Below are 11,838 nucleotides of genomic sequence, written 5' to 3' on the forward strand. Positions count from 1 at the left end.
AAGGAGAAGAAACATGTCTCGAGTAGGTAAGAGCCCGATCGCGCTGCAAGGCGCAGAAGCGACGCTCAGCGACGAGAAGATTACCGTCAAGGGCCCGCTGGGTACGATTTCGCAAGCTGCGAACCGCCTCGTGAAGGTGGTGAACGACAACGGCACGCTGAAGTTCGAGCCGACCGACGAAAGCCGCGAAGCCAATGCGATGTCGGGCACGATGCGCGCGATTGTCGCGAACATGGTGCAAGGCGTGACGAAGGGTTTCGAGCGCAAGCTGACGCTGGTTGGCGTTGGTTATCGTGCTCAAGCGCAAGGCGACAAGCTGAACCTGTCGCTGGGTTTCTCGCACCCCGTGGTGCACCAGATGCCGGAAGGCGTGAAGGCCGAAACCCCGTCGCAAACGGAAATCGTGATCAAGGGGATCGACAAGCAACAAGTTGGCCAGGTCGCTGCGGAAGTCCGCGGCTACCGCCCGCCGGAGCCCTATAAGGGCAAGGGTGTGCGCTACGCCAACGAGGTTGTGATCCTCAAAGAAACGAAGAAGAAGTAAGGGTGCGCAATCATGGATAAGACTCAATCTCGCCTGCGCCGCGCTCGTCAGACGCGTCTCAAGATCGCTGAGCTGCAGGTCGCGCGTCTGGCCGTGCATCGCACGAACACGCACATCTATGCACAAGTGTTCTCGCCCTGCGGCACCAAGGTGCTGGCCAGCGCGTCGACGCTCGAAGCTGAAGTGCGTGCGCAACTGGCTGACCAGTCGGGCAAGGGCGGCAATGTCGCCGCGGCCTCGCTGATCGGCAAGCGTATCGCAGAAAAGGCTAAGGCCGCCGGCATCGAATCCGTCGCCTTTGACCGCTCGGGTTTCCGCTATCACGGCCGCGTCAAGGCGCTGGCTGATGCTGCGCGCGAAGCCGGGCTCAAGTTCTAAGGAAGGAATTCGTCATGGCAAAGATGCAAGCGAAAGTTCAGGCTGACGAACGCGACGACGGCCTCCGCGAAAAAATGATTTCGGTCAATCGCGTGACCAAGGTCGTGAAGGGTGGCCGTATTCTCGGCTTCGCCGCACTGACCGTGGTTGGCGACGGTGATGGCCGCGTCGGTATGGGCAAGGGCAAGTCGAAGGAAGTGCCCGTTGCTGTCCAGAAGGCGATGGAACAAGCTCGCCGCAACATGTTCAAGGTGCCCCTGAAGAACGGCACCCTGCAACACGAAGTGCACGGCAAGCACGGCGCATCGGTCGTCCTCCTCGCTCCGGCGAAGGCAGGTACGGGCGTGATCGCCGGCGGCCCGATGCGCGCAGTGTTCGACGTGATGGGCGTGCAGAACGTCGTGGCCAAGAGCCACGGTTCGACGAACCCGTACAACCTCGTTCGTGCCACGCTGGACGGTCTGCGCAAGCAGTCGACCCCGGCTGACATCGCGGCGAAGCGCGGCAAGTCCGTCGAAGACATTCTGGGCTAAGGGTGGGCACCATGTCTGAAAAAACTGTCAAGGTTCAGCTCGTCAAGAGCCTGATTGGGACCCGCGAAACGCACCGTGCCACTGTGCGCGGTCTCGGCCTGCGCCGCCTGAACTCGGTCTCCGAGCTGCAGGACACGCCGGCTGTGCGCGGCATGATCAACAAGGTCTCGTACCTCGTTAAGGTCATCGGCTAAGCGGTCGACCAAAGACTCCAGGAGTTGAAAATGGAATTGAATAACCTGAAGCCGGCAGAAGGCGCGAAGCACGCAAAGCGTCGCGTCGGCCGCGGCATCGGCTCCGGCCTCGGCAAGACCGCTGGCCGTGGTCACAAGGGTCAGAAATCGCGTTCGGGCGGCTTCCACAAGGTCGGCTTCGAAGGCGGTCAGATGCCTCTGCAGCGTCGTCTGCCGAAGCGTGGCTTCACCTCGCTGACGAAGGAATTCGTCGGTGAAGTGCGCCTCGCCGACATCGAGAAGCTGCCGGTCGACGAAATCGATCTGCTGGCTCTCAAGCAGGCAGGCCTCGTGGGCGAACTGACCCGCAGCGCGAAGATCATCGCCACCGGCGAGATCAAGCGCAAGGTCGTCGTGAAGGGTCTGGGTGCGACGAAGAATGCGCGTGCTGCGATTGAAGCGGCAGGCGGTTCTTTTGCCGAGTGATTGTGAGTGGTGCGTGCGGGCTTGCCCGCCGTCACTAGCATCTGCATCGGAGAAGCTACTTGGCTAACAGCCCGAGTCTCGCAAAAACCGGTCGCAGCGCTCCGAAGTTCGGCGACCTGCGTCGGCGTGCAGTGTTCCTGCTGCTGGCGCTGGTCGTTTATCGTATCGGCGCGCATATTCCGGTTCCGGGTATCGATCCGGACCAACTGGCGAAGCTCTTTCAGAGCCAGTCGGGCGGCATCCTTGGCATGTTCAACATGTTCTCGGGTGGCGCACTGTCTCGGTTCACGATCTTCGCGCTGGGTGTGATGCCGTATATTTCGGCGTCGATCATCCTGCAGCTGATGGCGATCGTCTCGCCGCAGCTGGAAGCGCTGAAGAAGGAAGGGCAGGCTGGACAACGCAAGATCACGCAGTACACGCGGATCTTCACGGTGGTGCTGGCGACGTTTCAGGCGTTCGGCATCGCGGTCGCGCTGGAAAACCAGCCTGGCCTCGTGATCGATCCGGGCATGGTGTTCCGCTTGACGACGGTCGTGACGCTCGTAACGGGCACGATGTTCCTGATGTGGCTTGGTGAGCAGATCACGGAACGCGGGCTTGGCAACGGTATCTCGATCATCATCTTCGGCGGGATCGCGGCAGGCTTCCCGAATGCGCTCGGTGGGCTTTTCGAACTGGTTCGCACCGGCTCGATGAGCATCATCTCGGCGATCATCGTGGTCGTTCTGATCGCAGCCGTGACGTACCTGGTGGTGTTCATCGAACGCGGCCAGCGCAAGATCCTCGTGAACTATGCGAAGCGCCAGGTCGGTAACAAGATTTACGGCGGGCAGTCGTCCCACCTGCCGCTCAAGCTGAACATGTCGGGTGTGATTCCGCCGATCTTCGCGTCGTCGATCATCCTGTTCCCGGCAACCATCCTGAACTGGTTCAGTTCGGGTTCGCGAACCGGCTGGTTTGCGGACACGCTGCACAACGTGGCCGAAGCCCTCAAGCCTGGCCAGCCCGTGTACGTGTTGCTGTACGCGTTGGCGATCGTGTTCTTCTGCTTCTTCTACACCGCACTGGTGTTCAACAGCAGGGAAACGGCCGACAACCTGAAAAAGAGTGGCGCGTTCGTACCTGGCATCCGTCCGGGCGATCAGACGGCACGCTATATCGACCGCATCCTCACGCGTCTGACGCTGGCCGGTGCGATCTATATCGTGTTCGTTTGCCTGCTGCCGGAGTTTCTGGTGCTGCGCTGGAATGTGCCGTTTTATTTTGGTGGAACGTCGCTGCTGATCATTGTCGTCGTCACAATGGACTTCATGGCGCAGGTGCAGTCGTACGTGATGTCGCAACAATATGAATCGCTGCTCAAGAAGGCCAACTTCAAGGGCGGCGGCGTCCCGATGCGTTAAAAGGACCTATGGCCAAAGACGATGTAATCCAGATGCAAGGCGAGGTTATCGAAAACCTCCCCAACGCGACCTTCCGGGTGAAGCTGGAAAACGGCCATGTCGTTCTGGGACATATTTCCGGAAAAATGCGGATGCACTACATCCGCATTCTCCCGGGCGACAAGGTGACGGTTGAGTTGACGCCTTACGATCTGTCGCGTGCGCGGATCGTGTTCCGGGCGAAGTGATTTAGGAAAAAGGGTAATATCATGAAAGTGATGGCATCGGTAAAGCGCATTTGCCGCAACTGCAAAATCATCAAGCGCAACGGCGTCGTTCGCGTGATCTGCAGCTCGGACCCGCGCCACAAGCAGCGCCAAGGCTGATTAGCGCGCTTGCGCTTTTTGTTTGAGGAAAAACAATGGCTCGTATTGCAGGGGTTAACATCCCGAACCACCAGCACACCGAAATCGGCCTGACGGCAATTTTTGGTGTTGGCCGCACGCGTTCGCGCAACATCTGCGTGGCCGCCGGTGTGCCGTTCAACAAGAAGGTCAAGGACCTGAACGACGCGGATCTGGAAAAGCTGCGTGAGGAAGTGGGCAAGTTTGTCGTCGAAGGCGATCTCCGCCGTGAAGTGACGATGAACATCAAGCGCCTGATGGACCTCGGCTGCTACCGCGGCGTGCGCCATCGCAAGGGCCTGCCCCTGCGTGGCCAGCGTACGCGTACCAACGCACGTACGCGTAAGGGTCCGCGCCGCGCAGCACAGTCGCTGAAGAAGTAAGCGGAACTGAAAGTTACAGGAAAACGTAATGGCTAAGGCTTCGAACAACTCCGCGGCGCAACGCGTTCGCAAGAAGGTTAAGAAGAACGTCGCCGAGGGCGTGGTTCACGTTCACGCGTCGTTCAACAACACGATCATCACGATCACCGACCGTCAAGGCAACGCGCTTGCTTGGGCAACGTCGGGCGGTCAGGGCTTCAAGGGTTCGCGTAAGTCGACGCCCTTCGCAGCTCAGGTCGCAGCTGAATCGGCTGGCCGTGTTGCAATGGAATACGGCGTCAAGAACCTCGAAGTGCGTATCAAGGGCCCCGGCCCGGGTCGCGAATCGGCGGTGCGCGCGCTGCATGGTCTTGGCATCAAGATCACCGCGATCTCCGACGTTACGCCGGTCCCGCACAACGGCTGCCGTCCGCCGAAGCGCCGCCGTATCTAAGGCGTCGTTTTAGCCGAACGCCTGAGCCGCCGGAAACGGCGACCCAGGCTCTCGGCGTTATTGAATTGACTAAGCCCACCGTTCGGTTCAAAGAGCCGGACTAGCGCGAAGGCCGGGTTTTCCCGTTTAGCCCTCGCGTGATCAATTATCGAAGGAAAGCAACGTGGCACGTTATATCGGCCCGAAGGCCAAGCTGTCCCGCCGTGAAGGCACCGACCTCTTCCTGAAGAGCGCGCGCCGCTCGCTCGCCGACAAGTGCAAGCTCGACAGCAAGCCGGGTCAGCACGGCCGCACCTCGGGCGCCCGTACGTCCGACTACGGCACGCAGCTTCGCGAGAAGCAAAAAGTGAAGCGTATCTACGGCGTGCTCGAGCGCCAGTTCCGCCGCTACTTCGCGGAAGCTGACCGCATCAAGGGCAACACCGGCGAAAACCTGCTGCAACTGCTCGAATCGCGTCTCGACAACGTCGTGTACCGCATGGGCTTCGCTTCGACCCGCGCTGAAGCGCGTCAGCTCGTGGGCCACAAGGCTCTCACGGTGAACGGCGTCGTTTCGAACATCCCGTCGATGCAAGTGAAGGCTGGCGACGTCGTCGCGATTCGCGAAAAGGCGAAGAAGCAGGCGCGTATCGTCGAAGCCCTCTCGCTCGCAGAGCAAGGCGGCATGGCAAGCTGGGTGTCGGTCGACGCGAAGAAGTTCGAAGGCACGTTCAAGGGCATGCCTGAGCGCAGCGACATCGCTGGCGACATCAACGAAAGCCTGATCGTCGAATTGTATTCGCGGTAATCGGATTGACGGCCGGGGTAACCTCTGTGCTTCGCGCAGGAGGCGGCCTCGGCCGTTTTTTTCAGGTTGTTGCCATCTCAGCCTTATCGGTGTAACGAGCCGAGGGTATTGAAAAGGAAAACCTATGCAAACCAGTTTGTTGAAACCCAAGATCATCGCTGTGGAATCGCTCGGCGACAACCACGCGAAAGTGGTCATGGAGCCGTTCGAACGCGGTTATGGCCACACCTTGGGTAACGCGCTCCGGCGCGTGCTGCTGTCGTCGATGGTGGGCTACGCGCCGACCGAAGTGACGATCGCAGGCGTCGTGCACGAATACTCGACGCTCGATGGTGTGCAAGAGGATGTGGTCAACCTGCTGCTGAACCTGAAGGGTGTCGTTTTCAAGCTGCATAACCGTGACGAAGTGACGGTTACGCTGCGCAAGGAAGGCGAAGGCGTTGTCACCGCTGGCGACATCGAACTCTCGCACGACTGCGAAGTGATCAACCCGGATCACGTGGTTGCGCATCTGACGAAGGGCGGCAAGCTCGACGTGCAGATCAAGATCGAAAAGGGCCGTGGCTACGTGCCGGGCAACGTGCGCCGTTACGGCGACGAGTCGGCCAAGATCATCGGCCGCATCGTGCTGGACGCGTCGTTCTCGCCGGTTCGCCGCGTGAGCTACGCCGTGGAAAGCGCGCGTGTCGAACAGCGTACCGACCTCGACAAGCTCGTGATGAACATCGAAACCAATGGCGTGATCTCGCCTGAGGAAGCGATCCGCCAGTCGGCCCGCATCCTCGTGGATCAGCTGTCGGTGTTCGCGGCTCTGGAAGGCACGGAAACGGCCGCGGAAGCGCCTTCGCGCGCACCGCAGATCGACCCGATCCTGCTGCGTCCGGTGGACGATCTCGAACTCACGGTTCGCTCGGCGAACTGCCTGAAGGCCGAGAACATCTACTACATCGGCGATCTGATCCAGCGCACCGAGAACGAGCTGCTCAAGACCCCGAACCTGGGTCGCAAGTCGCTCAACGAGATCAAGGAAGTGCTCGCTTCGCGCGGTCTCACGCTCGGCATGAAGCTCGAAAACTGGCCGCCGGCTGGTCTCGATAAGTAAGAAGTCTGGCACGGACGCGGATTTTCCTTTAAAATCCGCGTCTTGCCTTTTTCACGTACCGGCCCGTGCCTCGATAGTTGCGAGGCGATAGAAGAGCTGGACCAAAACTTTGTTTCAAGGAAATTGAAATGCGTCACCGTCATGGTTTGCGGAAACTGAACCGCACGAGCAGCCACCGTCTGGCAATGCTCCGTAACATGTCCAACTCGCTCATCGAGCACGAAGTCATCAAGACGACGCTGCCGAAGGCGAAGGAACTCCGTAAGGTTGTCGAGCCCCTCATCACGCTGGGCAAGAAGCCGTCGCTCGCAAACCGTCGTCTGGCGTTCAACCGCCTGCGCGATCGTGACTCGGTCACGAAGCTGTTCGACGTGCTCGGTCCGCGTTTCGCGAACCGTCCGGGCGGCTACCTGCGTATCCTGAAGTTCGGTTTCCGTGTTGGCGACAACGCACCGATGGCACTGGTCGAACTGCTCGACCGTCCGGAAGTCGCGGAAGAGAACGTCCAGGAAGCGGAATAAGCTTTCCGTCGCTCGATCCCCGGATTGAGCGGCATGCGAAAAAGCCAGGCCTAGCCTGGCTTTTTTGTTTTCGGGCGCGGATGAAATCGCGTCGAACCGTGTTTACCGGTTGCAGTCCCCTTTTGCCTCACGGTGCACGAGAGAAGCCGATCGGCGCCGATGGTACGATTACGTTCTGCCCCGAAGCCCGCTTGCCGTCGCACGCGGGCACCACGCCGGAGTTCGTCGTGACCCTCAATGTGACCCTGATGCTGACTACGGTGCCCGACGAGGGCACCGCCGAAACGCTCGCCGCCGGGGCGCTCGCGCAGCGCCTCGCCGCATGCGTGACGCGCCTGGGCGCCGTCCACTCGCAGTATCACTGGCAGGGCAACATCGAGTCGGGCAACGAGATCCAGCTGCTCTTCAAGACGAGCCTCGCCCGCGCGGCCGAGCTCGAACAGTTCATCCAGACCCAGCATCCCTACGAGACGCCCGAGATTCTCTCGTGGCAAGCCACGGCGTCGAATGCCTACGGGCAATGGGTCAATGCCGAGACTCAGCGCACCCTTCATGTCTAACCGCTTCGATCGGCGCTCGCGCGCCGCGCCGTACGCTTCGCTGCCCGGCTTTCTCCTGCTCGTCTGCGCTCTGCTGCCGATGCTGTTCGGTGCGTCGCTCGCGCGTGCGGCCGACGACGACTTCCTGCCGCCCGACCAGGCCTTCACGTTCAGCGCGAGCGAAGCGCCGGGCATGGTCGACGTGCACTTCAAGATCGCCGACGGCTACTACATGTACCGCGAGCGCTTCGCGTTCGCCGCGCGCAACGGCACGGCGCAGCTCGGCGAGGCGCAGATCCCGCCCGGCCATGTGAAGTTCGATCCGACCTTCCAGAAGAATGTCGAAACCTATCGGGGCGAGCTGACGATCCGCGTGCCGGTGCAAAAGGCGAGCGGTCCGTTCGATCTCGCGGTGACATCGCAGGGCTGCGCCGACGCGGGTATCTGTTATCCGCCCGCGGAACACGTGTTCCACGTGAGCGGCGCGGCTTTGCAGGCCGCTACGCCCGCCCAGAGCCCCGTGCCGGGAGCAGCAAGCCCGACGCCCGCGCCCCAGCCACAGACGAGCGCAGCGCCCGCAGCAGGCGACACCGGGGAGCCCTGGTACGAGCGCGCGACGAGCGCCGACTACGCCCAATCGCTGCTGCAAGGCGGCGGCTTTTTCGCCGTGGTCGGCCTGTACTTCGTGGCCGGCATGGTGCTGAGCCTCTTGCCCTGCTCGTACCCGATGATCCCGATCCTCTCGGCGATCATCGTCGGCGAGGGCGCCCGCGTCACGCGCTCGCGCGGCTTCGCGCTGTCGTTCGTCTACGTGCTCGGCATGGCGCTCGTCTACACGGTGCTGGGCATTGCCGCTGCGCTGGTCGGCCAGAGCCTTGGCGCATGGCTGCAGAACCCGTGGGTGCTGGGCGTGTTCGCGGTGCTCCTCACCGCGTTCGCCGTCATGCTGATCGCCGGCTACGACATCGCCCTGCCGCAGCGCTGGCAGGACGGCGCCTCGCGCGCCACCGAGGGCCGTTCCGGCGGCAAATTCGCCGCCGTCGCCGTGATGGGCGCGCTTTCCGCGCTCGTGGTGGGCGCCTGCATGACCGCGCCGCTCTTCGCGGTGCTGGCGTTCATCGCGCACACGGGCAACGCCGTGCTCGGCGGCGCGGCGCTCTTTGCCATGGGCCTGGGCCTTGGCGTTCCGCTGATGATCCTCGGCCTCGGCGCGGGCTCGCTGCTGCCGCGTGCGGGTACGTGGATGGATGGCGTGAAGGTGTTCTTCGGCGTCGTGCTGCTCGCGGCCGCGCTGTGGATCGTCTGGCCGGTCCTCGGCGCCACCGCGCAGATGCTGCTTGCCGCCCTCTGGCTGCTGCTCGCGGCCGCCGCGCTCGGGCTGTTCACGCCGAACGCGGGTGCGGCCAACGTCTGGCGGCGCCTCGGGCGTGGTCTCGGCGCCGCGTTCGCGATCTGGGCCGCGACGCTGATCGTCGGTCTGGCGGCGGGTTCGACCGATCCGCTGCGCCCGCTTGCGGTGCTGGCCGCGCGCGTGGGCGGCGCGAGCGATGTTGCCGGCGCCGGCGCGGCGCAGACCGCCGGCGCCGGCGAAGCGAACGCATTGGTCTTCGCACCCGTGCGCTCGCCCGCGCAGCTCGACGCGGCGCTCAAGACTGCGGGCAAGCCGTCGATGCTCGACTTCTACGCCGACTGGTGCGTGAGCTGCAAGGAAATGGAGAAGTTCACGTTCAGCGACCCGCGCGTGCAGGCGCGCCTCGCGGAGCTGGGGCTGCTGCGCGCCGATGTGACCGCCAACAATTCGGACGACCAGGCACTGCTCAAGCGCTTCGGCCTCTTCGGACCGCCGGGCATCATCTTCTTCGATACGCAAGGGCGCGAAGTGCTGCGCGTGGTCGGCTACGAGAATGCCGACCGCTTCCTCGCGCGCCTCGATCGCGTGACGGCGCCGGCGCCGCAGACGCCGGCAGCGCCATCGACCTGATTGGCCGGATCGGCGGCATTGCGCGTGTGTGAGAACGCGCATCGGCCCAAAAGCAAAAAGGCACGTCCGTGGACGTGCCTTTTTTCATGCGATGCGCTCAGCGCTTACTTCTGCGCGCGCAGCAAACGCGCGGCGTCGAGCGCGAAATACGTGAGGATGCCGTCGGCTCCCGCGCGCTTGAACGCGAGCAGCGATTCCATCATCACCTTGTCGTGATCGAGCCAGCCGTTCTGCGCGGCGGCCTTGAGCATGGCGTACTCGCCGCTCACCTGGTACACGTAGGTCGGGAAGCGGAATTCATCCTTCACGCGGCGCACGATGTCGAGGTACGGCATGCCGGGCTTCACCATCACCATGTCGGCGCCTTCCTCGATGTCGAGGCGCACTTCGCGCAGCGCCTCGTCGGAGTTCGACGGGTCCATCTGGTAAGTCATCTTGTTGCCCTTGCCCAGATTCGACGCCGAGCCCACGGCGTCGCGGAACGGACCATAGAACGCCGAAGCGTATTTGGCCGAGTACGCCATGATGCGCGTGTGGATGTGGTTCTCGCTTTCGAGCATCTCGCGGATCGCACCGATGCGCCCGTCCATCATGTCCGAAGGCGCGACGATATCGACGCCGGCTTCCGCCTGTGCACGGGCCTGCGCGACGAGGATCTCGATGGTCTCGTCGTTGATGACGTAGCCGTTCTCGTCGAGCACGCCGTCCTGGCCGTGGCTCGTGTACGGGTCGAGCGCGACGTCGCACAGCACGCCGAGGTCGGGGAAGCGCTTCTTCAGTTCGCGCACGGCGCGCGGAATCACGCCGTCGGGGTTCGTCGCCTCGATGCCATCGGGCGTCTTGAGCGCCGGATCGACGACGGGGAAGAGCGACAGCACCGGAATGCCGAGTTCGACGCACTGTTCGGCGACGCCCATCAGCAGATCGATCGACACGCGTTCGACGCCAGGCATCGACGGCACGGCTTCGCGCACGTTGTTGCCCGCAATGACGAATACGGGGTAGATCAGGTCGTTCGTGGTGAGGAGGTTTTCGCGCATCAGACGGCGCGAGAAATCGTCACGTCGCATGCGGCGCGGACGATGATGCGGATAGAAGCTCATGTCGGCGGATATCTTGAAACGGGATGGGTCCCGGGGCGCAGGAAACTTTTCGGGACAATGGTATATCATACCGATCGAGCGAGGCGCCTGGCGCCGAGCTCCCCGCTTCTCCTCCCTGAGCGGGTGCCTGTCGTTTTTCGATAAGGCTGTTTAACCCGCCGGAAACCACGGCGGGTTTTTTTATGTGCGCCGGAAGGGGCGTAGCAAGACCCGCGGCGCAGACCGGAAAGGGCGCTTATGCCCGGCGTTGGCGTGGTCTGCGTGCGCTAGCGCACATAACGCGGCAGATGCCGCGCCGGCCTTGCGAAAAGATCTGATGAATGCGCGTGAAAAGCCCGACAGTGTGGGCTTTTGCATGATCGAGGGCCGGCCTGAAGCGACTGGCCCGAGGTGCGTTACTCCGCTTGCGCGTCGGTTTCGCCGACCGATGCCTGCGGCACGATCCAGCTCTCGATCACGGCGTGCGCCTCGTCGAGCCCCACGCGCTTGAGCGCCGAAAAGAGCTGGGCGCTCAGCTTCCCTTCGTAGCCTTGCTTGCTGTACTCGTCGAACGCCTTGTTGGTCGTGCGCAGCGCGAGCACGCTTTCCTGACGCGTCAATTTGTCGCACTTCGTAAGGAGTGCGTGAATCGGTTTGCCCGTCGGCGCGAACCACTCGATCATGCGGCGGTCGAGGTCGGTGAGCGGGCGGCGCGCGTCCATCATCAGGATGAGGCCGGAGAGTTGCGCGCGCGTTTGCAGATAGAGCGAAAGCAACTGCTCCCAGTGCGCCTTCGCGGCGGCCGGCACTTCGGCGTAACCGTAGCCGGGCAGGTCGACGAGATAACCCGCCGGTTCGTCGGCGGGGCCGACCGAGAAGTAGTTGATGTGCTGGGTGCGGCCTGGCGTCTTCGAGGCGAAGGCGAGCCGCTTCTGGTTGCACAGCAGATTGATGGCGGTGGACTTGCCGGCGTTCGAACGGCCGGCGAACGCTACCTCGGGCCGCGCCGTAGCGGGCAGGTCGCGCAGATGGTTCACCGTCGTGAAGAAGCGGGCTTGGTGCAGCAGGAAGGCCATCGGAAAAGGACCACAATGTGAGACAACGCGG

17 protein-coding genes are annotated in these 11,838 nt (G+C 62.7%); 15 read left to right on the plus strand and 2 right to left on the minus strand.

The genetic code is table 11. The features are described 5' to 3' along the window. Positions 1-13 precede the first annotated feature (13 nt). The 15 genes from rplF to dsbD all read left to right on the plus strand — a co-directional run bounded on the left by rplF (position 14) and on the right by dsbD (position 9,649). Positions 14-544 (plus strand): 50S ribosomal protein L6, encoded by a 531-nt coding sequence (gene rplF / locus AB4Y40_RS32955; protein ID WP_133186304.1) that lies wholly within the window; start codon positions 14-16, stop codon positions 542-544. Positions 545-556: 12 nt separating this feature from the next. After that, on the plus strand, positions 557-922 hold the full coding sequence (rplR, locus tag AB4Y40_RS32960; protein WP_027819343.1) for a 50S ribosomal protein L18: 366 nt from the start codon (positions 557-559) through the stop codon (positions 920-922). 14 nt (positions 923-936) lie between these two features. Beyond that, the gene (gene rpsE / locus AB4Y40_RS32965) at positions 937-1,455 is read left to right on the plus strand and encodes a 30S ribosomal protein S5 (RefSeq protein ID WP_028206522.1); all 519 of its coding nucleotides are present in this window, start codon (positions 937-939) and stop codon (positions 1,453-1,455) included. Positions 1,456-1,466: 11 nt separating this feature from the next. Then, entirely contained in the window at positions 1,467-1,649 is a 183-nt protein-coding gene (rpmD, locus tag AB4Y40_RS32970) for a 50S ribosomal protein L30 (RefSeq protein ID WP_010106952.1), read from the plus strand. Positions 1,650-1,679: 30 nt separating this feature from the next. Continuing rightward, complete coding sequence (gene rplO, locus AB4Y40_RS32975; RefSeq protein ID WP_028206523.1) at positions 1,680-2,114, plus strand: 50S ribosomal protein L15; 435 nt, start codon at positions 1,680-1,682, stop codon at positions 2,112-2,114. 59 nt (positions 2,115-2,173) lie between these two features. Continuing rightward, positions 2,174-3,520 (plus strand): preprotein translocase subunit SecY, encoded by a 1,347-nt coding sequence (gene secY, locus AB4Y40_RS32980; protein WP_028206524.1) that lies wholly within the window; start codon positions 2,174-2,176, stop codon positions 3,518-3,520. An 8-nt stretch (positions 3,521-3,528) separates the two neighbouring features. Then, positions 3,529-3,747: a translation initiation factor IF-1 gene (gene infA, locus AB4Y40_RS32985; RefSeq protein WP_004521905.1), complete on the plus strand. Its 219-nt coding sequence runs from the start codon at positions 3,529-3,531 to the stop codon at positions 3,745-3,747. Between the two features lie 21 nt (positions 3,748-3,768). Beyond that, the gene (gene rpmJ / locus AB4Y40_RS32990) at positions 3,769-3,885 is read left to right on the plus strand and encodes a 50S ribosomal protein L36 (RefSeq protein ID WP_027819338.1); all 117 of its coding nucleotides are present in this window, start codon (positions 3,769-3,771) and stop codon (positions 3,883-3,885) included. A gap of 35 nt (positions 3,886-3,920) precedes the next feature. Then, positions 3,921-4,286 carry a 30S ribosomal protein S13 gene (gene rpsM, locus AB4Y40_RS32995; RefSeq protein WP_028213337.1) on the plus strand — a complete coding sequence of 122 codons (366 nt, stop codon included), beginning with the start codon at positions 3,921-3,923 and terminating at the stop codon, positions 4,284-4,286. A gap of 28 nt (positions 4,287-4,314) precedes the next feature. Then, positions 4,315-4,719, plus strand: a complete 405-nt coding sequence (rpsK, locus tag AB4Y40_RS33000) for a 30S ribosomal protein S11 (protein WP_006052224.1) — start codon at positions 4,315-4,317, stop codon at positions 4,717-4,719. 163 nt (positions 4,720-4,882) lie between these two features. Beyond that, positions 4,883-5,506, plus strand: a complete 624-nt coding sequence (gene rpsD, locus AB4Y40_RS33005; RefSeq protein ID WP_368691426.1) for a 30S ribosomal protein S4 — start codon at positions 4,883-4,885, stop codon at positions 5,504-5,506. A 124-nt stretch (positions 5,507-5,630) separates the two neighbouring features. Continuing rightward, positions 5,631-6,608 carry a DNA-directed RNA polymerase subunit alpha gene (gene rpoA / locus AB4Y40_RS33010; protein WP_254337073.1) on the plus strand — a complete coding sequence of 326 codons (978 nt, stop codon included), beginning with the start codon at positions 5,631-5,633 and terminating at the stop codon, positions 6,606-6,608. Positions 6,609-6,736: 128 nt separating this feature from the next. Continuing rightward, complete coding sequence (gene rplQ / locus AB4Y40_RS33015) at positions 6,737-7,129, plus strand: 50S ribosomal protein L17 (RefSeq protein ID WP_027797304.1); 393 nt, start codon at positions 6,737-6,739, stop codon at positions 7,127-7,129. Positions 7,130-7,377: 248 nt separating this feature from the next. Further along, positions 7,378-7,689, plus strand: a complete 312-nt coding sequence (gene cutA / locus AB4Y40_RS33020) for a divalent-cation tolerance protein CutA (protein WP_211254093.1) — start codon at positions 7,378-7,380, stop codon at positions 7,687-7,689. Further along, a complete protein-coding gene (dsbD, locus tag AB4Y40_RS33025) occupies positions 7,682-9,649 on the plus strand; it encodes a protein-disulfide reductase DsbD (RefSeq protein ID WP_368691427.1) in 1,968 nt (655 codons plus the stop codon). Before cutA ends, dsbD begins: the two co-directional genes overlap by 8 nt. Before the next feature lie 104 nt (positions 9,650-9,753). Here dsbD and hemB read toward each other — a convergent pair whose 3' ends face one another. Next, positions 9,754-10,752: a porphobilinogen synthase gene (gene hemB / locus AB4Y40_RS33030; RefSeq protein WP_028206531.1), complete on the minus strand. Its 999-nt coding sequence runs from the start codon at positions 10,750-10,752 to the stop codon at positions 9,754-9,756. 395 nt (positions 10,753-11,147) lie between these two features. Beyond that, positions 11,148-11,807, minus strand: coding sequence for a ribosome biogenesis GTP-binding protein YihA/YsxC (yihA, locus tag AB4Y40_RS33035; protein ID WP_368691428.1), 660 nt, complete (start codon positions 11,805-11,807; stop codon positions 11,148-11,150). Between the last annotated feature and the right edge of the window lie 31 nt (positions 11,808-11,838).

It is taken from the genome of Paraburkholderia sp. EG287B (genome assembly GCF_040965595.1).
Taxonomy (GTDB): Bacteria; Pseudomonadota; Gammaproteobacteria; order Burkholderiales; family Burkholderiaceae; genus Paraburkholderia.